The 22324-nt window shown below is 69.8% G+C and carries 20 protein-coding genes and 2 tRNA genes; 11 read left to right on the plus strand and 11 right to left on the minus strand.

The genetic code is table 11. The features are described 5' to 3' along the window. Positions 1–256 precede the first annotated feature (256 nt). The 5 genes from thrB to argS all read right to left on the minus strand — a co-directional run bounded on the left by thrB (position 257) and on the right by argS (position 6874). Positions 257–1210: a homoserine kinase gene (gene thrB, locus ACH49X_RS22205; protein ID WP_195080601.1), complete on the minus strand. Its 954-nt coding sequence runs from the start codon at positions 1208–1210 to the stop codon at positions 257–259. Positions 1211–1235: 25 nt separating this feature from the next. After that, entirely contained in the window at positions 1236–2384 is a 1149-nt protein-coding gene (gene thrC / locus ACH49X_RS22210) for a threonine synthase (RefSeq protein ID WP_357103603.1), read from the minus strand. Continuing rightward, positions 2381–3736 (minus strand): homoserine dehydrogenase, encoded by a 1356-nt coding sequence (locus ACH49X_RS22215; protein ID WP_195080600.1) that lies wholly within the window; start codon positions 3734–3736, stop codon positions 2381–2383. Before ACH49X_RS22215 ends, thrC begins: the two co-directional genes overlap by 4 nt. After that, positions 3733–5154, minus strand: coding sequence for a diaminopimelate decarboxylase (gene lysA / locus ACH49X_RS22220; RefSeq protein ID WP_195080599.1), 1422 nt, complete (start codon positions 5152–5154; stop codon positions 3733–3735). The genes ACH49X_RS22215 and lysA overlap by 4 nt, the downstream gene beginning before the upstream one ends. Before the next feature lie 61 nt (positions 5155–5215). Continuing rightward, positions 5216–6874, minus strand: coding sequence for an arginine--tRNA ligase (gene argS / locus ACH49X_RS22225; protein WP_195080598.1), 1659 nt, complete (start codon positions 6872–6874; stop codon positions 5216–5218). Positions 6875–6966: 92 nt separating this feature from the next. On the opposite strand from argS, the gene ACH49X_RS22230 reads away from it, so the two are divergent. The 3 genes from ACH49X_RS22230 (at position 6967) to ACH49X_RS22240 (ending at position 9202) form a co-directional block, all read left to right on the plus strand. Next, positions 6967–7887, plus strand: coding sequence for a DUF3105 domain-containing protein (locus ACH49X_RS22230; protein ID WP_195080597.1), 921 nt, complete (start codon positions 6967–6969; stop codon positions 7885–7887). Positions 7888–8354: 467 nt separating this feature from the next. Then, positions 8355–9023 (plus strand): DUF305 domain-containing protein, encoded by a 669-nt coding sequence (locus ACH49X_RS22235; RefSeq protein WP_357209024.1) that lies wholly within the window; start codon positions 8355–8357, stop codon positions 9021–9023. Between the two features lie 106 nt (positions 9024–9129). Further along, a tRNA-Arg gene (locus ACH49X_RS22240) sits at positions 9130–9202 on the plus strand. A 234-nt stretch (positions 9203–9436) separates the two neighbouring features. Here ACH49X_RS22240 and ACH49X_RS22245 read toward each other — a convergent pair. Together ACH49X_RS22245 and ACH49X_RS22250 are read right to left on the minus strand one after the other, a co-directional pair. Continuing rightward, positions 9437–10120 carry a hypothetical protein gene (locus ACH49X_RS22245; protein ID WP_357103608.1) on the minus strand — a complete coding sequence of 228 codons (684 nt, stop codon included), beginning with the start codon at positions 10118–10120 and terminating at the stop codon, positions 9437–9439. A gap of 198 nt (positions 10121–10318) precedes the next feature. After that, complete coding sequence (locus ACH49X_RS22250) at positions 10319–10693, minus strand: hypothetical protein (RefSeq protein ID WP_195080595.1); 375 nt, start codon at positions 10691–10693, stop codon at positions 10319–10321. Between the two features lie 141 nt (positions 10694–10834). On the opposite strand from ACH49X_RS22250, the gene ACH49X_RS22255 reads away from it, so the two are divergent. The 6 genes from ACH49X_RS22255 (at position 10835) to ACH49X_RS22280 (ending at position 17335) form a co-directional block, all read left to right on the plus strand. Further along, on the plus strand, positions 10835–11236 hold the full coding sequence (locus ACH49X_RS22255; RefSeq protein WP_357208986.1) for a nuclear transport factor 2 family protein: 402 nt from the start codon (positions 10835–10837) through the stop codon (positions 11234–11236). A gap of 313 nt (positions 11237–11549) precedes the next feature. Then, positions 11550–12173, plus strand: coding sequence for a hypothetical protein (locus ACH49X_RS22260; protein ID WP_357209027.1), 624 nt, complete (start codon positions 11550–11552; stop codon positions 12171–12173). Between the two features lie 16 nt (positions 12174–12189). Then, positions 12190–13599: a metallophosphoesterase gene (locus ACH49X_RS22265; RefSeq protein WP_357208987.1), complete on the plus strand. Its 1410-nt coding sequence runs from the start codon at positions 12190–12192 to the stop codon at positions 13597–13599. A gap of 108 nt (positions 13600–13707) precedes the next feature. Then, entirely contained in the window at positions 13708–14730 is a 1023-nt protein-coding gene (locus ACH49X_RS22270; RefSeq protein WP_357103615.1) for an iron ABC transporter substrate-binding protein, read from the plus strand. A gap of 2 nt (positions 14731–14732) precedes the next feature. Next, a complete protein-coding gene (locus tag ACH49X_RS22275; protein WP_195080590.1) occupies positions 14733–16286 on the plus strand; it encodes an iron ABC transporter permease in 1554 nt (517 codons plus the stop codon). Next, a complete protein-coding gene (locus tag ACH49X_RS22280) occupies positions 16283–17335 on the plus strand; it encodes an ABC transporter ATP-binding protein (protein WP_357208989.1) in 1053 nt (350 codons plus the stop codon). Before ACH49X_RS22275 ends, ACH49X_RS22280 begins: the two co-directional genes overlap by 4 nt. A 70-nt stretch (positions 17336–17405) precedes the next feature. On the opposite strand, the gene ACH49X_RS22285 is transcribed toward ACH49X_RS22280, so the two are convergent. After that, positions 17406–17480: transfer RNA gene (locus ACH49X_RS22285), tRNA-Cys, on the minus strand. A gap of 114 nt (positions 17481–17594) precedes the next feature. Here ACH49X_RS22285 and ACH49X_RS22290 point away from each other — a divergent pair. Then, positions 17595–18146 carry a MarR family winged helix-turn-helix transcriptional regulator gene (locus ACH49X_RS22290; protein WP_195080588.1) on the plus strand — a complete coding sequence of 184 codons (552 nt, stop codon included), beginning with the start codon at positions 17595–17597 and terminating at the stop codon, positions 18144–18146. A gap of 224 nt (positions 18147–18370) precedes the next feature. Then, positions 18371–19312, plus strand: coding sequence for an Hsp70 family protein (locus ACH49X_RS22295; protein ID WP_357296723.1), 942 nt, complete (start codon positions 18371–18373; stop codon positions 19310–19312). A 37-nt stretch (positions 19313–19349) separates the two neighbouring features. Here ACH49X_RS22295 and ACH49X_RS22300 read toward each other — a convergent pair whose 3' ends face one another. The 3 genes from ACH49X_RS22300 to ACH49X_RS22310 are packed head-to-tail and all read right to left on the minus strand — an operon-like array spanning position 19350 to position 22135. Further along, the gene (locus ACH49X_RS22300; RefSeq protein WP_357208990.1) at positions 19350–20177 is read right to left on the minus strand and encodes an enoyl-CoA hydratase; all 828 of its coding nucleotides are present in this window, start codon (positions 20175–20177) and stop codon (positions 19350–19352) included. Further along, on the minus strand, positions 20178–21071 hold the full coding sequence (gene mmsB, locus ACH49X_RS22305; protein ID WP_357208992.1) for a 3-hydroxyisobutyrate dehydrogenase: 894 nt from the start codon (positions 21069–21071) through the stop codon (positions 20178–20180). Next, positions 21068–22135 (minus strand): enoyl-CoA hydratase/isomerase family protein, encoded by a 1068-nt coding sequence (locus ACH49X_RS22310; RefSeq protein ID WP_357208994.1) that lies wholly within the window; start codon positions 22133–22135, stop codon positions 21068–21070. Before ACH49X_RS22310 ends, mmsB begins: the two co-directional genes overlap by 4 nt. Between the last annotated feature and the right edge of the window lie 189 nt (positions 22136–22324).

The raw sequence follows: 22324 nt of genomic DNA on the forward strand, positions 1-22324 counted from the left end.
GACTGGGATGCGTCCGTCCGGGCGCTGTGTGCCGTATCACCTGCCCCGCCGGCCCGGCGGCTTCTCCACCGTTGGTGAAAGGTGGGGAGAGATCATTCCAGTTGCGCAGCTACGCAGCACCCCCATGGCCTGGAGGCTCGAGCCTGGAGCCTGCTGGAGCGATTGCCCTGATGAAGCACCGGCGTCTGATGCGCACGATGTACGGACTTGCCCAGAATAGCTGTCCATTGCGAATCTCGGCAAGACAGACTCGCCGTCAGTCGACCAGGACGCCTTCGGCGATTCCCGGCTCCACCACGCGCAGGCCGTCGGCCGCCGCCAGTTCGCGGAGTTCCGCGGGAAATTCGCTGGTCCCCAGGGCCAAGATGGTCGGTCCCGCCCCGGAGACGGTGGCCGCGAGGCCCGCCGTGCGCAGGCGGGTGATCCAAGCGGTGGTCAACGGTAGCGCGGGAGCACGCTGGGCCTGGTGCAGCCGGTCCGCGGTGGCGGGAAGCAGCAGGTCGGGACGCTGGGTGAGCGCCACGACGGCCAGCGCGGCGCGACTGACGTTGAACGCCGCGTCGCTGTGCGGCACGACGTCGGGCAGCAGGCCGCGGGTGTGCGCGGTGGACGAGCGCTCCTGCGGGATCAGCACCACCGGGCGCAGCGCCGCATGCGCCTCCAGCCGCACCGCGCGGTAGACGCGACCGTGGTATTCCGTGCCGGGGGCCTCGTCGGCCGGGTGATCGGTCTCGGTCCAGGAGACCACGATCCCGCCGAGCACACTGGCCGCCGCGTTGTCCGGATGTCCCTCGAATTCCGCGGCCAGCTGCACCATTCGGTCGGTGGACGTGGCCAGCGCCGGGTCCAGCTTCGCGGCGAGGGCGCACCCGGCGGCCAGTCCGCCGACCACCGCCGATGCCGAGGAGCCGAGTCCGCGGGAATGCGGAATCACGTTGCGGCACACCACATCGAGGCCATCGGCCCACACCCCCGCCGACTCCAGGCCGCGCTCGATCGCGCGGACCACGAGATGCGAAGGGCCCCAAGGCACATCGTCGGCGCCCTCGCCCTCGACCCGGATGGTGAGCCCGGAATCGGTGGTGCGCACCTGGATTTCGTCGTAGATCCCCAATGCCATACCCAGCGAGTCGAACCCGGGACCGAGGTTCGCCGTGGACGCGGGCACCCTCGCGGTCACGGTCAGACCAGCGGGCAGCGTCGCGCTCATGACCTGGCTTTCGCGCGAATTCAACTCAGGCCAGCTCTAATTCGGCGGCCACCGCGACCGGGTCGACGGCGATCGGCTGCACCTGCGGCATGCCCGACAGCGCGGTGTCGGGGTCCTTGAGGCCGTTGCCGGTCACGGTGCACACCACGGTGAGCCCGGCGTCCAGCCAGCCTTCCTTGCGTGCGGCGAGCACGCCGGCGACACTGGCCGCCGACGCGGGCTCGACGAACACGCCCTCGGTGGCGGCGACCAGGCGGTACGCGTCGAGGATCTCCTCGTCGGTGGCGGCGCGGAACGCGCCACCGGACTGCTCCTTGGCCTCGACGGCGCCGTTCCAGGAGGCGGGCGCGCCGATCCGGATCGCGGTGGCGATGGTCTCGGGATCCTTCACCGGGGCGCCGTTGACCAGCGGAGCCGCGCCGGCGGCCTGCACGCCGAGCATGCGCGGCAGCCCGCCGGTGACGCCGTCGGCGTAGTACTCCCGGTAGCCACGCCAGTACGCGGTGATATTGCCCGCGTTGCCGACGGGGAGGGCGTGCACGTCGGGGGCCTTGCCGAGCACGTCGCAGATCTCGAAGGCCGCCGTCTTCTGGCCCTCGATGCGAGCCGGGTTCACCGAGTTGACCAGGCCGATGCTGGGGAAATCGGCGGTGACCTTGCGGGCGAGCTCCAGGCAGTCGTCGAAGTTGCCCTGCACCTGGATGATCTTCGCGCCGAGCATCACGGCCTGGGCCAGCTTGCCCATGGCGATCTTGCCCTGCGGGATCAGCACGGCGCAGCTCATGCCGGCGCGGGTCGCGTACGCCGCGGCGGATGCCGAGGTGTTGCCCGTGGACGCGCACAGCACCGCCTTCTGGCCGCGGTACTTGGCGTCGGTCATCGCCATCGTCATGCCGCGGTCCTTGAACGAGCCGGTCGGGTTCAGGCCCTCGACCTTCAGGTACACCTCGCAGCCGGTGATCTCGGACAGGTGCGGCGCAGGCACCAGCGGCGTTCCGCCCTCGAACAGGGTGACCGGTTCCCAGTCGGCCGCGCCCGCGAGGCGGTCGCGGTAGGCCGCGATCAGGCCGGGCCAGCGTGAGTGCGCTCCGGCCTTGGGCGCGACGCCAGGCGTGTGCCCACCGCTGTCCCGGCCGCCGCCCCTGATGGAGTCGCTACGCGACGCTGTGGTCATTCTTCGGTGCCTTCCAATCTCAGAACGCTGGTCACGGATGTGACGGATTCCATTTCCGCCAGTGCGGCCACGGTGTCCGCGAGCGCCGACTCCACGGCGTGGTGGGTCACCACGACCAGGCGCGCACCCGAGCCGTGCCCTTCTTGACGGACGGTCGAGATGCTCACCCCGTGTGCGGCGAATTCGCCCGCCACCGCAGCCAGGACCCCAGGGCGGTCCTCGACCTGCAGGTTCACGTGATAGCGGGTGGGCGTATCGCCGATCGGCGCGATCGGTAGCTCAGCATAAACCGATTCGCCGGGAGCGCGACCCCCGTAGAACTTGTTCCGCGCCGCCATCACCAGATCGCCGAGCACGGCCGACGCGGTCGGAGCGCCGCCGGCGCCCTGCCCGTAGAACATCAGCCGCCCGGCGTTCTCCGCCTCGACGACCACCGCGTTGAACGCGCCGTTCACCGCGGCCAGCGGGTGCTTGCGCGGGATGAGCGCCGGGTAGACGCGCACCGAGACGCGCTCTTTGCCGCCGTCCTCCGGTCCCGGCTCACCGGGGCCTGCGTCCACGCGCTCGCAGATGGCCAGCAATTTCACCGTGCAGTCGAGCGCCGAGGCGGTCTCCAGGTCCTCCGCGGAGATCCGCGAGATGCCTTCGCGGTAGACGTCGGCGGCGGTGACCCTGGTGTGGAACGCCAGGGAGGCGAGGATCGCGGCCTTGGCGGCGGCGTCGTAACCCTCCACGTCGGCGGTCGGGTCGGCTTCCGCGTAGCCCAGGCGGGTGGCCTCGGCCAGCGTCTGCGAATAGTCCGCGCCGGTCTCGTCCATCGCGGAGAGGATGAAATTGGTGGTGCCGTTGACGATGCCGACGACCCGGTTCACCCGGTCGCCCGCCAGCGACTGGATCAGCGGGCGCACCACGGGGATCGCGCCCGCGACGGCGGCTTCGAAGTACAGGTCGGCGCGGCTGGCTTCGGCGGCGGCGGCGAGTTCGCCGGTGTAGTCGGCCAGCAGCGCCTTGTTCGCGGTCACCACGGATTTGCCCGCGTTCAGCGCGGCCAGGATCAACCGGCGCGGCGGATCGATGCCGCCGATCACCTCGACCACCAGGTCGACGTCGGGACGGGCGACCAGTGCGTCCGCGTCGGTGGTCAGCAGCTCGGCGGGGATGCCGCGGTCGGTGTCGAGACTGCGCACGGCCACACCGCGCAGCACCACCGGCGCGCCGACGCGGGAACGCAGGTCCTCGGTGTGCTCACGCAGGATGCGCACGACCTCGGTGCCCACATTGCCCATGCCGAGGACCGCGACCCCGATCGGGCGATCGGTCCCCCACACGCCGTTCTTCGCGTTGGCCGTCACGCTTCCACCTCCAGGCTGAGCAGGTCCGCCACCGTCTCCCTGCGCAGGATCAGGCGCGGCTGTCCGTCCCGCACCGCGACGACCGCGGGGCGGGTCAACTGGTTGTACCGGCTGGACATCGAGTAGCAATACGCGCCGGTGGCGGCGACGGCGATCAGGTCGCCGGGGCCGACGTCGGCGGGCATCCAGGTGTCCCGGATGACGATATCGCCGCTCTCGCAATGCTTTCCGACGACGCGCGCGACCACCGGCCCGGCCTGTGACGACCGCGAGACCAGGCGGCAGTCGTAGTCGGCTTGGTACAGCGCGGGCCGGATGTTGTCGCTCATGCCGCCGTCGACGCTCACGTAGCGGCGGCGCAGGCCGCCGTCGAGCGAGACGTCCTTGATGGTGCCGACCTCGTAGAGCGTCACCGTGCCCGGGCCTGCGATGGCGCGGCCTGGCTCGACCGCGATCGTCGGCGTCGGCAGCCCGGCGCGTTCGGCTTCGGCGGCCACCAGTTCGCGCAGGTTCGCCGCGAACTGGTCCAGCGGCGGCGGATCGTCCGACGGCAGGTACGAAATGCCGAGTCCGCCACCGAGATCCAGCGTCGCGATCTGCGCGGTGCGCTCGATGCCGAACTTGTCGATGGCCTCGCGCAGCAGGCCGAGCATGCGCCGCGCGGCGATCTCGAAGCCGTCGATCTCGAAGATCTGCGAACCGATGTGGCTGTGCAGGCCGACCAGGCGCAGGTTGTCGGCGTCGAAGACGCGCGCGAGCGCCTCCATCGCGTCGCCGCCTGCGATCGAGAAGCCGAACTTCTGGTCCTCGTGCGCGGTCGAAATGTATTCGTGGGTATGGGCTTCCACGCCGACGGTGACCCGGACCAGCACGTCCTGCACCACACCGGCGCGGGCGGCGACGGCTTCCAGGCGCTCGATCTCGATGAGCGAGTCGACCACCACGTGGCCGACGCCGGCCGACACCGCGGCTTCCAATTCCTCGACGGACTTGTTGTTGCCGTGCAACGCGATTCGCTCGGCGGGGAAGCCCGCGTGCAACGCGATGGCCAATTCGCCGCCGGAGCAGACGTCCAGCGAGAGGCCCTCGTCCCGGATCCAGCGGGCGACCTCGCCGCACAGGAAGGCCTTGGACGCGTAGTGCACTCGCGCGTTCGCCCCGAACGCGCGGACCATGTCGCGGCAGCGGGAACGGAAGTCGTCCTCGTCCACCACGAACAGCGGCGTGCCGAACCGCTCGGCCAGCTCGTACACGGGCACGCCCGCCAAGTGGACCACGCCCGCGTCGTCTCGGGTGGCGTTGCGCGGCCACACGTTCGCGGGCAGGTCGATCATCTGCTTCGGATCGCCGGGACGCTCCGGCAGGTTCGGGGCGTGCGGAATCTCGGCATGCCGTGGACCGGCGGGATGCACGCTCATAGCTGCCCCTCGCTGCGCTCGCTCACTGTCGCTTCCTTCCTCGCTCTGGTCGACCGGCCGGTCACATGCGCTCCGGCGCGCTGACGCCGAGCAGGCCGAGGCCGTTGGCCAGCACCTGTCGCGTGGCGTTGACCAGAGCGAGCCTGGCCGCGTTCGTCGGCGAGACGGGGTCGTCGCCCAGCGGCAGGACGCGCAGGTTCTTGTTGGTCTGGAATCGGTGGTACGCGCCCGCCAGTTCCTCCAGGTAGCGGGCCACCCGATGCGGTTCGCGCAGGCTCGCCGCACTGGACACCACCCGCGGGTACTCACCGAGGGTGCGGATCAGTTCGCCCTCCTCCTCGGCCGACAGCAGCGCGAGGTCGGCGGTGACGGAGTCGTAGTCGAACTGCGCGGCGTTGCGCGCGATGGACGCGGTCCGCGCGTGCGCGTACTGCACGTAGTAGACCGGGTTCTCGTTGCTCTGGCTGGCCCACAGGTTCAGATCGATGTCGATGCTCGAGTTCACCGACGAACGCACCAGCGAATACCGCGCCGCGTCCACGCCGATGGCCTCGACCAGGTCGTCCAGGGTCACCACGGTGCCCGCCCGCTTGCTCATCTTCACCGCGACGCCGTCGCGCAGCAGGTTCACCATCTGCCCGATCAGCACCTCGACCGTGGCCGGGTCGTCGCCGAACGCGGCCGCGGCGGCCTTCAGCCTGCCGATGTAACCGTGGTGATCGGCGCCGAGCATGTAGATGCACAGGTCGAAGCCACGCGCCCGCTTGTCCTGGAAATAGGCGATGTCGCCGGCGATGTAGGCGGCTTTGCCGTCGCTCTTGATGACCACCCGGTCCTGGTCGTCACCGTATTCCGAGCTGGCGATCCACCAGGCGCCGTCCTTCTCGTACAGGTCGCCGGAGTTCTTCAGCCGCTCCACGGCCTGCTCGACAGCGCCGGAGGCGAACAGCGAGCTCTCGTTGAAGTAGACGTCGAAGTCGGTGCCGAACTCGTGCAGCGACTCCTTGATGTGCGCGAACATCAGCTCGACGCCCTCGGCCCTGAACAGCTCGAGCCGCTCGGCCTCCGGCTTGCTCAGCGCGCCGGGGTTGGCGGCAACGATCTTGTCGGCGATCTCGCCGATGTAGGCGCCCGCGTAGCCGTTCTCCGGGGTCGGCGCGCCGGTGGCGGCCGCGACCAGCGAGGCGGCGAACCGGTCGATCTGCGCGCCGTGGTCGTTGAAGTAGTACTCGCGCACCACGTCCGCGCCCTGCGCGGCCAGGATGCGGCCGAGCGCGTCGCCGACCGAGGCCCACCGGGTCCCGCCCAGATGCACGGGGCCGGTCGGGTTCGCCGAGACGAACTCGAGGTTGATCCTGGTGCCCTTCAGCGTCTCCGCGGTGCCGTACGCCGCGCCCGCGGCGAGCACCCGCTCGATGATCGCGCCCTGCGCGGAGGCCGCGAGGCGGATGTTCAGGAATCCCGGCCCTGCGACCTCGGCCGCGGCGACGCCGTCGGCCTCGGCCAGCGCGTCGGCCAGCCAGGTGGCCAGGTCACGCGGCTTGGTTCCGGCGCGCTTGGCCACCTGCATCGCGACGTTCGTGGCATAGTCGCCGTGTTCCGGGTTGCGGGGACGCTCCACGGTGACCTCGTCGGGCAGGACCGCGGGGTCCAGTCCGCGTTCGACAAGCACCTTCGCCGCGGTGGAGCGAAGGAGATCTGCAAGGTCAGCTGGAGTCACGAGTCTCTATCCTATGGTCTTGGCGGGTGTACACCTCGGGTGGGCACTGCGCAGCCAGCGGATCCATCCACGTCGAAAGAGCACACTGAGCGATGCCTAGCAGTCCCAGCGCCAAATCGGCCAAGGCCGCCAAGGCCGCGGCGAAGTTGTCGTCTCCCCGCAAGCGGGGTGGACAAGGACAGCTTCCGAAGAAGAATCGCCAGATTCCCTGGTTGGCCATCGGCGCGGCCGTAGTAATCATCGCATTGATCGGCGCGCTGGCTTACAGCCTGGTCCCCAAGTACCGGGAAAAGGCCGACCTGGACAAGTACACGCCGAGCGCGCAGAAGAAGGATCCGTCCGACGGGATCGCGGGCGTGGTGAAGAAGGAATACCCCGCCGGGCTGCACATCGGCTCGAACCAGCGAGTGGCCTACGACCAGGCCCCGCCGTTCGGCGGCCCGCACGACCAGTCGTGGGCGACCTGCACCGGCGTGGTCTACGACAAGCCGATCCGGGTGGAGAACGCGGTGCACTCGCTCGAGCACGGCGCGGTGTGGATCACCTACAACCCCGACAAGGTGGACGCCGACGGCATCGCGACGCTGAAGGCGAAGGTCGAGGGCAAGCCGTACACGCTGATGTCGCCCTACCCCGGCCTCGACTCCGCCGTCTCCTTGCAGTCCTGGGGGCACCAGTTGAAGCTGGACAGCCCCGACGACAAGCGCGTCGGCCAGTTCATCACCGCTCTGCGGCTGAACAACTACACCTACCCCGAGGTCGGCGCGGACTGCTCGACCATCGTGTTCGACACCGACAACCCGCCGCCGTTCGACCCGACGCCGCCCGGCCCCGACGCGGTGCCGATGGACGGCAAGGGCGCGCAGAAGGATCAGACCGAGCTCGGCGGCATGCCTGGGGGTCTGCCGGGTGTGCCCGGCGTGCCCGGTCTTCCTGGGCTTCCCGGTGTGCCCGGCGCTCCGGTGCCGGTGCAGCCCGCGCCCGTGCCGCCCGCGCCCGCCGCGGGGCAGTAGTGTCCGGCGATCGGAAGGGTGCGGAGTCCGCGAGGCGCGAAGCTGTCGGGGCCGGGGAAGCATCCGGAGGGTCCAAGGCTCGCGACAGTGTGTCCGGGGATCGCTCAGGGTCCACAGCATCCAGGGCTCATGAAGTCAGCGGGGCTGAGGATCGGGCAGCCTCCGCAGTGTCCGGGACTCTTGACGCTGGCAAAACCAAGGATCGCGCAACGTCCGGCGCTCCTGACGTCAGCGGGTCCGGGAATCGCGAAACTGCCGGGGCCGGAGATCGCGCGACACCCACTGCGTCCGGTGCTCATGAATTCGGCAAGACCGGCGATCGCGCGGCCTCGAGATCCGGCGATCCAGGAGCCTCCACTGGCTCCGGCGGCGAAGCACCCGCCGGATCAGGCGATCGCGGAGCCGCCGCATCCGGCCGGGAAGCGACGGGCGGAGCCGGTGACCGCGAAGCTCCGGCGGAGTCCGGCATCGGCGGGCAGTTCCGCCGCCAGCGCACCGCGCTGCTGACTCTCGGCATCATCGGCGCCATCCTGATCGGGTTCGCGATCGGCGTGCTCGCCCGGATACCGCTGAACGGTTCCGCCGAGCCCGACCCGGGCCCGGTCGACGTCGGCTTCGGCCAGGACATGTCGGCGCATCACGCCCAAGCCGTCGAGATGGCGGGTGTGCTGCTGGTTCGCTCCACCGACACCGAGGTACGGCGCTTGGCCTACGACATCCTCACCACCCAGCAGAGCCAGATCGGGCGCATGCAGGGCTGGCTGCAACTGTGGGGCGAATCCGCGCAGAGCGTCGACGGGTTCATGGGCTGGATGGCCGAGCCGATGGACGGCCACGATCATTCCGGCGCCGGCATGCCCCACCACTCCGGCCCGGTCTCCACCATGCCCGGCATGGCCACTCCCGCCGAACTCGCCGCGCTGCGCCAGGCCACCAGCCCCAAGCTGGACACGATGTTCCTGCAGCTCATGCTGCGCCACCACCAGGGCGGGCTGTCGATGATCGACTACGCCGCCCAGCACGCCGACACCACCGCGGTGCGCACCCTCGCCGAGACCATGGCCACCACCCAGCGCGGCGAATCCGACCTGATGACCACCATGCTCACCGCCCGCGGCGCGGCCCCTCTCCCATAACCCGAAAACCCGCCGCCGTCCGCGCTTTTTGGCGGACGGCCGCCGATACGATAGGCTGACCCAGCCCGATCGGACCGCCATTCCGGCCCCGACCGAGCCCTATCCCGCCCTCGTAGCTCAGGGGATAGAGCGTCTGCCTCCGGAGCAGAAGGCCGCAGGTTCGAATCCTGCCGAGGGCACCGAGCGAAGGCCCCCGACCAGACCGGTCGGGGGCCTTTCTCGTCTGGAAGCTCAGCGCTGTGGGCAAGAGGTGGCCGAGACGATGGCCCATGGCGATATCCGATCCGGTGACAGATGAGCGGTGCGTCTTCGGGGCGGTTCCATGGCGATGCTGCGAATGCCGTTGTCATAGGAAAAGGGCTCCCTGGACGGGAGCCCTTTTCGGATGGTAGGTGCCGTACGCCGCGCGACGGTTATGGCAGGGGTTCGGTGGGTTTGCCGGTGGAAGTGAGGACGCCCGCGTTGGTGAGGTAGGTGAAGGCGGGGGCCGTGAGGCCGGGCTCGAGGAAGTAGAAGTGGGCCTTGGTGACGGCGCCGTTCTCGGTCGCGTCACAGAGGGCGTGCAGGGCGGTGGGGTCGACGGTGCGGGCGATCAGTTTGCCCGCCTCGTAGTCCATCTCCACCCAGTTCGCGTGGATGGCGGCGCTCATGACGCTGCCGGTGAAGTCCTCCCGGTCGGCTGCGGCGCTGAGGCTGATCTCGAGGCCGTCGTCGAGGTCGGTCGGCGCGTGCTGCCAGCGGCCGAACTCCCACCAGCGCACGAAGCTGACCGGGCCTTCGACGCCGCCGGGCAGCTTCGTCGTCGGTTCCACCGAGCGCACCCAGGCGGGCGCCGCGGCCAGCGGGTCGTAGGAGGTTCCGGCGACCTCGTTGTCCTCGTCTCGCCCGAATAGCAGCGCGCGCTCACCGGGGTATCTGACCAGCGAGTACCAATTGCCCTCGCCGTCGTCGTTGATCAGCCGGCCGCCTTCCACTCTGGCCGTCTGCCCGATCTCCTGTCCGCTCGCGGCCCGATCGGTGTGCGTGGCGCAGGTGATCACGTCCAAGACGGTCACGCGCGCCCACAGCACCTCGGGATGCGGCAACTGAAATCCCATGCCGGGCAACGTATCACCGGCCCCCTACGCCGACAACCGGGCCGGCAATCGACCGGACAACCCATTCGGGCCGCGAAGCCGGGAGCAGCAAACCGCACAGCACACGACACTGGCAGCGGTCGCGCGAATACCGACAGAACCGGCGAATTCGCGGCAATGGATCGGGCCCGGCTCGCGCGACCTTTCCGCGCGGCCGGATCAATCGGCTTCCGGTCCGGATTGTCCGGTATGACGCGGGCGCAGCGCGTACGCCGGGACCAATTGGTCGCGCACTTGCAGGTCCGGACGGCCGTCGGCGAACTGGATGCTGTAGTTCACCCGGCCCATCCAGTCGCCGTCGACGGTGGGCAGCCAGTGCGTCAGGGTTCCCGGACGCTCGCCGCGCATGATGACCCCGGCGCCGTTCACATGGCGCGGCGTCCCCGGATCGCGGACCAGGATCGCGTCCAGTCGCACCCAGACCGGCCGCGGCGGATAGGTCAGCGTCCGGTAGTAGTGGCCGGTTCGGTTCGGGTAGACCAGCTCGGGTTCCGTTCCCTCGGTTCGCGGCGTTTCATCGCTTATCGAACCCATGTTCGAATGTTAGCCGGACATATGCGGCAAGCACCAGGCAAACACAGCCCGAATCGGGCGGCATGACGACGGACACACTGCCGCCACGCCCCGGGATCTAGTATGTTCGTTCTAGAACGATCACACTAGAAGGAGTGCGACATGTCTACTAAATCCGAGGTCGTCAAGGGTTTCTACACCGCGACTCAGACCGGCGACGGACCGGCGATCCTGGCCCTGCTGCATCCGGAGTTCGAGGCGCGAACCGCACCGGGCCTGCCGTGCGGCGCGGGCGGCGTCTTCCACGGTCCGCTGGCGGTGATGGCGCGCGTCTGGGGCGCGGTCGCGCGAGAGTTCGACACCGCACCGTACGACGAGACCTGGCAGGAGACCACCGACGGCACCGTTGTGGTGACGGGGCGCTATCGCGGCGCGGCCCGTGCCACCGGCCGGGAGTACGAAGCCGAATTCGTGCACCTGTGGCAAGTCGACGACGACGGCCGCATCACGCGACTGCACCAGTACACCGACACCGCACGCTGGCATGCCGCCTTGGGTGCCTGAACAGCGCACCGCGATGCCCCCTGCCTCCAGGCCGCGCGAACCGCAGGCCATTACGCCGAACCGGGGGACTTGCACTACTCGCGTGGTGCAGGCCGGGCGGACAAGGACACGGACGAGGCGCCGCGTGTCGCGCGCGCTGCGGGCCAGCCCGTTCGCAGGCTGGACACCCGGACCGCTCGCGCGCAACCGTCTTGTTCTCGGCGACATGGCCCGCCTCGTTCCGGCGGATGATCCGGCCCGGTTTGGTTTCCGGCCACCCGGGCACGCCTTTGCCGTAGCGATGCAGGCACCCGGGGGCAGACCGGAGGACGACATGGCTTATCCACCGGGCGGGCAACCGCCGGATGACCAACCACCGCAGCCGCCCCCTGGCTACCCACCGCCCGGACCAGGGCAACCCTTTCCGCCGCCGGGGCAACCTCCCCCTCCGCCCGGACCGGGCTATCCGCCACCCGGCTACCCGCCCTGGGGACCACCGCCGAAGAAGAGCCACACCGGCCTGATCGCGGGCTTGGTGGTCATAGTCGTGCTGGTGATCGCGGGCGCGGTGATCGCCGGATTCTTCTTGACCACTCGAGGCAAAGGCCCGCTCGCCTCGGAAGAGAAGAGGATCGAGCTGGCGATCCGCGACTTCTACGAGACCCTGGACACCCGCGGCTTCCGCGCGGCGGCCGAACAGGCGTGCGTCCGCGAACGCGCCGCGTTCGAGGCGATGACCGAAAGCGAGAAGCGGGAATTCGACAGCACCTCGGTGTCGGTCACCATCGATAGGATCGACGACATCGTCGTCACCGGGGACACCGCGACCGCGAAGGTCAGCGGCAAACTCACCGTCGCGGTGCCTGGCGAGCAACCCGATACCGAGACCAGCACGACCGAGCATCTGAAGAAAGAAGACGGCAAGTGGAAGGTCTGCTCCCAGGAGGGGACGCGCTGATCGCCTGCGCTCACGCATGAGTTGCTGCGGCCCCAGCCGCAGGACCGTCCTGCGCGCGTTCGGCCTCAGCGCACTGCTCCCCTTCGCCGTCAACACGAAACCTGCTCGGGCTCGACCGGATACGACTATCGCGACCGACCTGGAAGTGGTCACCGTCACCGACACCTCGGTGATCGTCACCTGGACCACGCTCGCGCCCGACCCGGCCGGTCGCCTGCTGCCCGTCGCCACCGACACCCAGGTGCGGATCGCTCCCGCCGACTCCCCGCGCGCACCGGCGCCGGTTTTCGCCGACGACCACCCCACACCCTTCCACTACGCCGAGATCGACGGCCTCGAACCGGGACGCGCCTACCGCTTCGAAGCCTGGTCGGCGGGCCTGCGCGCCACACCGGCGCTGTCGCTCACCACGGCCGACCCCGCCGCGCCGGAAGCACGCGGTGAGTTCACCACGCTGGTCCCGCCGCCCGGCCGCAGGCTGCGCACGGTGGCACTGGCCAACGACGTGCACTACGGCGAGCAGGTCAGCGGGCTGATCGTCGGCGACCTGCCGCCCGGCTTCCGGCAGGACCCCGGCCTCACGCCCTATCCCGAGGTGATGCTGGCCGCGATGCTGGACGACTTGCGCAGGCCCGACCGCGCGGCGGAACTCCTCGCGCTCGCGGGCGACCTCACGGCCGAAGCCTCCGAGCACGACATCCGCACGGTGCGCTCGCGCCTCGACGCCTGGGGCGAGTTCGGCGACGACTACCTGGCCGTGCGCGGCAACCACGACCGGCCGCACGTGGGTGGTGAATACGCCGGTTGCGCGCCCGCGCCCGCCGACCACCGCGACTGCTGGGCCGATGTCTTCTCCCCGCGGCAGGAACTGGTCGAACACGAGGTCGGCGGCCTGCGGGTATTGGGATTGGACACCAGCAGGCTCGACGGCGCGGGCGGGTCCATCGAGCGCCCGCAGTTCGATCACCTCGCCGAACGCCTGCGTGCCGACCCCGACCGGCCGACGCTGGTGTTCGGCCATCACCCGGTCACGGCGGAATCGGGGCTGACCAACCTCGCCGGACCGGGGTTCGTGCTCGACGGACGCGACAGCGCCGAGTTGCAGGCGCTCTACACTCGCAGTCCCGGGGTGTTCCTGCAGCACAGCGGCCACACCCACCGCAATCGCCGCACCAGGCCGGACGCGCCGTGCGCGGTGGAGTTCCTGGAGGTCGCCGCGGTCAAGGAGTATCCGGGCGGCTACAGCCTGCTGCGCCTCTACGAGGGCGGCTACATGGTGAATTTCTACAAGACCCGCACCGAGGACGCCCGGCGCTGGAGCGCGCTCACCCGCGGCGAGTACTTCGGACTGCAACCGGATTACACGCTGGGCACCTGCGCCGACCGCAATCACGTTGTGCCGCGCGACTTCTCGGGACTGGCGTGACGAACCGGGCGAATGCCGGCGGCTGCGGACATTCCCGCATGTCGGACGCGGTATCTTCCTTAGGTAAGCCTCAACATATGCACGGGTAGCGCGGTCGGAAGGACGAGGATGAAGCCGGTCAGATGGAAGACGATTGCCGCTGGATTGGTCCTCACCTTGACGGCGCTCGGCAGCACGGCTTGCTCGAATTCCTCCGACGACGCCAACGAGATCACCGTCTACAACGCGCAGCACGAGTCGCTCACCAAAGAGTGGGCCGAGGCGTTCACCGAGGAGACCGGCATCAAGGTGACGTTGCGCCAGGGCGGCGACACCGCGCTGGGCAACCAGCTGGTCGCCGAAGGCGCCGCCTCGCCTGCCGACGTCTTCCTCACCGAGAACTCCCCCGCCATGGCGCTGGTGGAGAACGCGGGCCTGTTCGCCGACGTGGACGCCGAGACCCTGGAGCAGGTGCCCGCGCAGTTCCGCCCGTCCACCGGCAAGTGGACCGGCGTCGCGGCGCGTTCGACGGTCTTCGTCTACAACAAGAACAAGGTCCAGCCCGGTCAGCTGCCCGCTTCGCTGCTGGATCTGGCGCAGCCGCAGTGGAAGGGGCGTTGGGGCGCGGGCGTCTCCGGCGCCGACTTCCAGGCGATCGTGGCGGCCCTGCTGGCGCTGAAGGGCGAGGACGTCACCCGCGCCTGGCTGAAGGGCATGAAGGAGAACGCGACGCCGTTCCCGAACAACGTCGCCACCATGAAGGCGGTCAACTCCGGCAGCCCGGACGGCGGCGTCATCTACCACTACTACTGGTACCGCGATCAGGCGAACACCAAGGAGAGCAGCGCAGGCACCGCCCTGCACTACTTCAGGAACCAGGACCCGGGCGCCTTCGTCAGCGTCTCCGGCGGCGGCGTGCTGAAGGCGAGCAAGAAGCAGGAGGCGGCGCAGAAGTTCCTGGCGTTCATCGTCGGCAAGACCGGGCAAGAGGTGTTGCGCGACGGCGCGTCGCTGGAGTACCCGGTGGCCGCCGGTGTGGCCGCCAACCCGGCGCTGCCGCCGCTGGCCGACCTCCAAGCGCCCGCGGTCGATCCGTCCGAGCTGGACTCGAAGAAGGTCACCCAGCTGATGACCGAAGCGGGTCTGCTGTAGCCGTGGCACTGCGGACCGCTGTCGCCGCGCCCCGGGTCGGCAGGCCGGGGCCGGTGGTCACCTGCGTGGCGCTGCTGCTGGTCGCGGCGACGTTCGTGCCGCTCGGCTACATCGTTTCGACGTTGTTGTCCACCGGCCTCGATCAGGCGGCCGAGCTGGTGTTCCGTCCCAGAGTCGGTGAGCTGCTGCGCAACACGGCCGCGCTGGTGGTGTGCACCGTGCCGATCTGCGTGGCGCTCGGCGTCGGGCTGGCCTGGGTGGTCGAACGCACCGACGTGCCGGGGAAGTCGTGGTGGGGGCCGGTTTTCGCGGCGCCGCTCGCGGTCCCCGCCTTCGTCAACAGCTATGCGTGGGTGAGCGTCTTCCCCACCATGCACGGCCTGTGGGCGGGCGTGGTGATCTCGACGATGTCCTACTTCCCGCTGGTCTATCTGCCTGCGGCGGCCACGTTGCGCCGTCTCGACCCCGCGGTGGAGGAATCGGCGCGTGCCCTGGGATCGGGTCCGGTCGCGGTGTTCGCGCGGATCGTGCTGCCGCAGCTGCGCCTGGCGATCCTCGGTGGCGGGTTGCTCATCGGACTGCATCTGCTCGCCGAATACGGCGCCTTCGTGATGGTCCGGTTCGACACGTTCACCACGGCCATCTTCGAGCAGTACCAGTCCAGCTTCGCCGGGCCGGCCGGCAGCATGCTGGCCGGTGTGCTCGTGCTGTGCTGCCTGGCGCTGCTCGGGGCGGAGGCGGGGCTGCGCGGCCGGGCACGTTACGCGCGGATCGGCAGCGGTGCGCCGCGCGCCGCGACCCGCATCCGGTTGCGCGCCGGGACATTGCCGGTGCTGGCCGCGCTCGTCGCGGTGACGGCGGGCGCGCTGGGGGTGCCGCTGTGGACCATCGGTCGCTGGTTGCGCATCGGCGGCACGGCGGTGTGGGATCTCACCGACATCGGCAACGCGCTCGGGCAGACGATCGGCCTCGCGGCCGTCGCCGCACTGCTCACCACTCTGTGCGCGTTCCCGGTCGCGTGGATCGCGGTGCGTTCCACCTCGGCGTTCGCCCGGCTGATCGAGGGCGCCAACTACATCACCAGTTCGCTGCCGGGCATCGTGATCGCGCTGGCGATGGTGACCGTGACCATCCGGTGGGCGCCCGCGCTCTACCAGACGGCGGGCATGGTGATCGCCGCCTATCTCCTGCTGTTCCTGCCCCGCGCCCTGGTCAGCGTGCGGGCCGGGCTCGCCCAGGTGCCGGTCGGCTTGGAGGAGGCGTCCCGGTCGCTGGGCAAATCGGGGCCCGCGACGTTCTTCCTGGTCACGCTGCGTCTCGCGGCGCCTGCCGCGGCGGCGGCCGCCGCACTGGTGTTCGTCGCCGTGGCGACGGAGCTCACCGCGACCCTGCTGCTGGCGCCCAACGGAACCCGCACGCTGGCGATGCGGTTCTGGGGCCTGTCCGGCGAATTGGACTACGCGGGCGCAGCGCCGTACGCGCTGATCATGATCGTCGCCGCGGTGCCGGTGACCTACCTGCTGTTCACCAACTCGCGGAAGGCGGCCGGGATATGAGTCGCGTTGTCGTCGCCGATGTCTCGAAGACCTTCGGCCACACCCGGGTGCTCGGCGGGATCGACCTCGACGTGCCGGATCACACCGCGACCGCGGTGGTCGGGTCGTCCGGTTGCGGCAAGACCACGCTGCTCCGGGTGATCGCCGGATTCGAGTCGCCGGATACGGGTTCGGTGTCGATCGGATCGGAAACCGTTGTCGGCGAACGCGTCTCGGTTCCGCCGCAGCGCCGTAACATCGGTTACGTCGCCCAGGACGGCGCGCTGTTCCCGCACCTGACCGTCGGGCAGAACATCGCTTACGGGCTGCCCGGCCTGCGCCGCAACAGCCGCGGGCGGGTGCACGAACTGCTGGAGATGGTGTCGCTGGACGCGTCCTATGCCGACCGGCGGCCGCATCAGCTTTCCGGCGGCCAGCAGCAGCGCGTGGCCCTGGCTCGCGCGCTGGCGCGCAAACCGTCGGTGATGCTGCTGGACGAGCCGTTCAGCGCGCTGGACGCGGGCCTGCGCGCGACGACCAGGCAGGCGGTGGCCGACACGCTGCGCGAGGCGGGCATGACCAGCATCCTGGTGACGCACGACCAGGAGGAGGCGCTCAGTTTCGCCGAGCAGGTGGCGGTGATGCGGGAAGGGCGCTTCACTCAGGTGGGGACGCCGAAGGAGGTCTACGCCACGCCCAAGGACCTGTTCACCGCCCGGTTTCTCGGCGATTGCGTGCTGCTGGACGCGGTGGTGGAAGCCGACGTGGCCAAGTGCGCACTGGGCCGGATCCCGGTGCAGCGCGATGCCGCGAGCGGACCGGCGACGATCATGCTGCGCCCGGAACAGCTTGTCGCCCATGTTGCTTCGGAGAGCGAGACGGAAACCGGCCGGGTCCGCGCCGTCGACTTCCGCGGCGCCGATGTCATCCTGACCATCGAACTGGAAGGCACCGCCACGCCCATTCGGGTGCGCCGGGCCAGCGTCGCCGCCCCGGTAACCGGGCAGCGCGTGCGTCTGGAAGTGATCGGCTCGGCCGTGGCGTATTCCGAGCCGACCGGAGCCTCCTGAAACGAGCGCCCGGATTCGTCCCGGCCACGCTTCCCTCGGTGCTCGGCGTGGACCGAGCACCGAGGACTTTTGGAGCGAGCGGCGGGAATTGAACCCGCGTAAACGGCTTTGCAGACCGTTGCCTAAACCACTCAGCCACGCCCGCCTCGCCCTAGATAGTGCCCGCGGCCGGTCGCCGCGGCCTACCTTTACGCTCACGGTGATCCGAAGCCTGGCCGGATGCCCCCGCCCTCCTGCGACGGCATGGAATGATCGGAACATGTCTCGGCCACGCCCGCTTCCGAACGACCCGATCGAGGAGGCCCACCGCCAGTGGGTCGGCCACGGCTGGGGCGATGTCGCCGACGGCATGGCCGCGGTGACCTCGCTGGTCCGGGCTCAGCAAATCGTGATGGCACGGGTGGACGAGGCGCTCAAACCCACGGGATTGACCTTCTCCCGCTACGAGCTGCTCATGCTGCTCAGTTTCAGCAAGACCGGGGCGCTGCCGATGGCGAAGGCCAGCGCCCGCTTGCAGGTGCACCCGACCAGCGTCACCAACACCGTCGACCGGCTGGAGGCGGCGAAACTCGTCGAGCGGGTGCCGCATCCCAGCGACCGGCGCGCTACCTTGATCGAAATCACCGACGCCGGACGGGAATTGGTGGCGAAGGCGACCGAGGAACTCAACGCCAAGGTCTTCGCACTGCCCGGACTTCCCCCGGAACGACTGCGCACCCTCCTGCAACTGCTCGCCGAATTCCGACACGCCGCGGGCGACTTCGACACCGCGGAGGGCACGGCGCGCTGGTCGGCCACGGCCACAGACTGATTCGGCGTACCGGTCGGTCGCATACACCTTTTGCCCGACCGCTGGGTGACATTCCGGCATCCAACCGGCGAATTACCGGGCATGCCGTCTTGGCAGCGGAACGGAAAAGGTCCACCATGGAGAACATGGTGCTGGTCTTGGGTGTATCGGCGGGCGCTGGCGGCGCCCACGCGATGCTGACACACTCCGATCAGCCGCACCTACCCCCGATCGATAGCTGCGAAGTGCCGCGGCGAGCGGGTCGCGGCGTCGAGGAACCGGTCTTCGAGGCGATCCGCCGGATGAACGGCGCCGCCGACCGCAGGGACGAGCTGATCTCGGGCACGGCGGTGACCTGCCGCTGCCCGCTGCACGCCGAGGCCATCCGCGCGGGCATCGGCCGCCGGGACGTGACCATCGTCGACGAACCGCTCGCCCAGCTGCGCTACCTGCGCTTCACCGGCCAACTGCCCGACAGCGGCTCGGTGATCCTCTACGACCTGGGCAGCTCGGGGCTGACCATCACCCACGCCGACTGCCGCACCGACACCATCCTGTCCAGCAAACGCAGCACGGTGCTCGGCGGCGACGGCTACGACACGCTGTTGCGCTGGCGCCTGGCCCGCGACGGCGTGCTCACCGACGCGACCACCGTCCGGCGCCATCGCGAAGAGCTGAGCGAGGCAAGGGTGGTCACCGCGATCGACGACGGCACCGGCGACCGAGCCGTTCTGACCCGCAGCGACCTGGCCGAATTGTGCGCGGCGGGCATTCATCACTCGGTGTCGTTCGTGCGGCAGATCATCGACGAGACCGGCGTGCGACCGGAGGCCATGGTGCTGCTCGGCGGCTGCACCCGCAGTCCCAGCATTCGCGCCGAGCTGGCCGAACTGATCGATCTGCCGATCGTCTACGACCCCGAACCCGACTTCGTCTCCGCGCGCGGCGCCGTGCTGCTCGCCGCCGAACGCAGGGGCGGCGAGGTCAGGATGGCCAGGCTGCGCGCCGGAGCCACCCTGGTTCCGGCCGCCGTCGACCGGCGCAAACTCATCGCGGCGGCTGCGGTCACCATCGCATTGGGCGCCACGATCGCCGGACTGCTCGCCACCGGCGACAACGCTCCCCCGCCGGAGGGGAACAAGGTGCCCGCGGAGATCGTCGCCCCCACCTTGGGACCCACCGGATAACCCGCCCGGCCCGGAAATACGGCCGGGCGGGACCCCGTCAGCGGTTGGTGAACTTCGCCGGACGCTTCTCCACGAAGGCGCTCATGCCTTCCTTCTGGTCCTCGATCGCGAACAGCGAGTGGAAGACCCGCCGTTCGAACCGCAGGCCCTCGGCGAGCGTGGTCTCGAACGAGCGGTTCACCGCTTCCTTGGCGATCATGGTGACCGGCAACGACATCCCCGCGATGGTCTCCGCGACCTCGAGCGCCGTGTCGAGCAGCTGCGCGGCGGGAACGATGCGCGAGACCAACCCGGCCCGCTCGGCCTCTTCGGCGTCCATATTGCGGCCGGTGAGCACCAGATCCATCGCCTTGGCCTTGCCGATCGCGCGGGTCAGGCGCTGCGAGCCGCCGATGCCGGGGATGACGCCGAGCTTGATCTCCGGCTGGCCGAACTTCGCGGTGTCGGCCGCGAGCAGGATGTCGCAGATCATCGCCAGCTCACAACCGCCGCCGAGCGCGTATCCCGCGACCGCGGCGATGGTGGGCTTGCGGAACTGCGCCAGCCGGTCCCAGCGGGCGAAGTAGTCGTTCATGAACATGTCCATGTACGACTGGGGCTGCATCTCCTTGATGTCGGCGCCCGCCGCGAAGGCCCGCTCCGAACCGGTGATCACGATGGCGCCGATCTCGTCGTCGTGCTCGAGCTCGTCGAGCGCGGCGATGACGTCGTCGAGGACCTGCGCGTTCAGCGCGTTCAGCGCCTTCGGGCGGTTCAGCGTGATCCAGCCGACCCGGCCCTTGCGTTCCAGCAGAATCGTCTCGAACTCACGCCCACCCGTCACCCGGCCGCCGCCCCCCACGGAATCGCTTCGCGATGCGTCCATTTATGCACCCTCTTTGTCGGAACGGTTACGGATATCGGTGACGATAGCCGAGAAGTCCCGCCCGGCATCCGTCTGGTTGAAGCGGTCGTAGATCGTCGCGGCGAGCAAACCGAGCTGCCCGTCGACGTTGTTCTCCCGCAACGCGTTCGCGGCCAGGCCCAGGTCCTTCGACATGAGCGCCGTCGCGAAACCGGGCTGGTAGTCGTTGTTGGCCGGACTGGTCGGCACCGGGCCCGGCACCGGGCAGTAGCTGGTCAGCGCCCAGCTCTGGCCGGAAGCGGTGGAGACCACGTCGAAGAACGACTGATGACTCAGGCCCAGCTTCTCGCCGAGCACCAGCGACTCCGACAGCGCGATCATCGACACGCCCAGCAGCATGTTGTTGCAGATCTTCGCCGCCTGGCCCACGCCGGAGCCGCCGCAGTGCACGACCTTGCCGCCCATCACCTCGAGCACCGGCAGCGCGGCGGCGAAGTCCTCGGCCGCACCGCCGACCATGAAGGTCAGCGTGCCCGCCGCCGCGCCGGCCACGCCGCCGGAAACCGGTGCGTCCAGCGCGCGGTGCCCGGCGGCGGTGGCGCGTTCGGCCGCGGCCTTGGCATCGGCCACGTCGATGGTGGAGCAGTCGATGAACAAGGTGCCGGGCGCGGCGACCGGCAGCAGTTCGGCGTACACGTCCAGGACGAGTTTGCCGTTGGGCAGCATGGTGATCACGGTCTCGGCCGCGGCGGCCTCGGCGGCCGAACCGACCACGAGCGCGCCGTCGCGCTCGGCCTGTTCCCGCGCCGCGGGCACCGGGTCGAAGGCGAGCACCTCGTAGCCGGCCCGCACCAGGTTCGCCGCCATCGGACCGCCCATGTGGCCGAGGCCGAGGAAACCGATTCGCTTGCTCATCTACCCACCTCCGGGGTCCGCAGACCCAGCTCTCGATCGCCCAACTCGGCGAAGTATGCGTCCACCTGCGCGTCCGTGACCTCCGCCAGGGTCGCGGGCGACCATTTCGGAGCACGGTCCTTGTCGATCACCTGGGCGCGAATGCCCTCGACCAGATCATGGGAGGACAGCGACGCGATGGACACCCGGTACTCCTCGTTCAGCACCGCCTCCAGGCTCGGCGCGGTGCGTGCCGCCCGCAGCGAGCGCAGCGTGACCTTCAGCGCGACCGGGGATTTCGCCAGGATCTCGGTGGCCGCCGCCCGCGCCTCCTGCGCGTCGTGCGCTTGCAGCCGCGCGACGATCTCCTCCACGGAGTCGGCTGCGTAGCAGGCATCGATCCAGTCCTGCCCTGCGGCCAGCGCGGAGTCCGGCGCGTCGGTGGCGAACTTGGCGATCGCGATGTCGGCGCTCTCGGTGCGCAGCGTCTCCAGCAGGGCGGGCAGATGCTCGGAAGCGACGAAATAGTCGGCGAAGCCAGCGGCGATGGCGTCGCCCGCGCTCATCCGGGCGGTGGTCAGCGCCACGTGCGTGCCGATCTCGCCCGGCGTCCGCGCGAGCAGGTAGGTGCCGCCGACGTCAGGGACGAACCCGATGCCGACCTCGGGCATGCCGATCTTCGACCGCTCGGTGACGATGCGGTGGCTGCCGTGCCCGGAGAGCCCCACGCCGCCGCCCATCACGATGCCGTCCATGACCACCACGTACGGCTTGGGGTAGCGCCCGATCAAGGCGTTGAGGACGTACTCGTCGCGCCAGAACCGCCCGGTGGCCGAATCCGCGGTGTTCGCGCCGCTTTTCGCGTCGGCGTGAATGGCGACGATGTCGCCGCCCGCGCATAGGCCGCGCTCCCCCGCGCCGGTGACCACGACGGTGCGCACCGCGTCGTCCTCGGCCCACTCGCGCAGCGCCTCGGTGATGGTCAGTGCCATCGAGTGGTTCAGGGCGTTGATGGCCTTGGGCCGGTTCAGCGTGATCAGGCCGAGCCCGTCACGCCGTTCGAGAAGGACCTCTCGGTCGCTCATGCTCTGTCCTTTCCGGCGCGAGCGGGGCCCTGCGTGGTCACGCTGCGCTGCCGCCTCCGGGCCTGACCGCTCATGCTCTGTCCTTTCCGGCATGAGCGGGGCCCTGCGTGGTCACGCTGCGCTGCCGCCTCCGGGCCTGACCGCTCATGCTCTGTCCTTTCCGGCATGAGCGGGGCCCTGCGTGGTCAC

Source organism: Nocardia sp. NPDC019323 (assembly GCF_044389845.1).
Lineage (GTDB): Bacteria > Actinomycetota > Actinomycetes > Mycobacteriales > Mycobacteriaceae > Nocardia > Nocardia implantans.

Excerpts from the sequence above, each read along its gene's own strand:
- thrB (WP_195080601.1), bottom strand. The coding sequence starts at position 1,210 with ATGAGCGCGACGCTGCCCGCTGGTCTGACCGTGACCGCGAGGGTGCCC.
- thrC (WP_357103603.1), bottom strand. The coding sequence starts at position 2,384 with ATGACCACAGCGTCGCGTAGCGACTCCATCAGGGGCGGCGGCCGGGAC.
- lysA (WP_195080599.1), bottom strand. The coding sequence starts at position 5,154 with ATGAGCGTGCATCCCGCCGGTCCACGGCATGCCGAGATTCCGCACGCC.
- ACH49X_RS22230 (WP_195080597.1), top strand. The coding sequence starts at position 6,967 with ATGCCTAGCAGTCCCAGCGCCAAATCGGCCAAGGCCGCCAAGGCCGCG.
- ACH49X_RS22245 (WP_357103608.1), bottom strand. The coding sequence starts at position 10,120 with ATGGGATTTCAGTTGCCGCATCCCGAGGTGCTGTGGGCGCGCGTGACC.
- ACH49X_RS22250 (WP_195080595.1), bottom strand. The coding sequence starts at position 10,693 with ATGGGTTCGATAAGCGATGAAACGCCGCGAACCGAGGGAACGGAACCC.
- ACH49X_RS22255 (WP_357208986.1), top strand. The coding sequence starts at position 10,835 with ATGTCTACTAAATCCGAGGTCGTCAAGGGTTTCTACACCGCGACTCAG.
- ACH49X_RS22260 (WP_357209027.1), top strand. The coding sequence starts at position 11,550 with ATGGCTTATCCACCGGGCGGGCAACCGCCGGATGACCAACCACCGCAG.
- ACH49X_RS22265 (WP_357208987.1), top strand. The coding sequence starts at position 12,190 with ATGAGTTGCTGCGGCCCCAGCCGCAGGACCGTCCTGCGCGCGTTCGGC.
- ACH49X_RS22270 (WP_357103615.1), top strand. The coding sequence starts at position 13,708 with ATGAAGCCGGTCAGATGGAAGACGATTGCCGCTGGATTGGTCCTCACC.
- ACH49X_RS22280 (WP_357208989.1), top strand. The coding sequence starts at position 16,283 with ATGAGTCGCGTTGTCGTCGCCGATGTCTCGAAGACCTTCGGCCACACC.
- ACH49X_RS22290 (WP_195080588.1), top strand. The coding sequence starts at position 17,595 with ATGTCTCGGCCACGCCCGCTTCCGAACGACCCGATCGAGGAGGCCCAC.
- ACH49X_RS22300 (WP_357208990.1), bottom strand. The coding sequence starts at position 20,177 with ATGGACGCATCGCGAAGCGATTCCGTGGGGGGCGGCGGCCGGGTGACG.
- mmsB (WP_357208992.1), bottom strand. The coding sequence starts at position 21,071 with ATGAGCAAGCGAATCGGTTTCCTCGGCCTCGGCCACATGGGCGGTCCG.
- ACH49X_RS22310 (WP_357208994.1), bottom strand. The coding sequence starts at position 22,135 with ATGAGCGACCGAGAGGTCCTTCTCGAACGGCGTGACGGGCTCGGCCTG.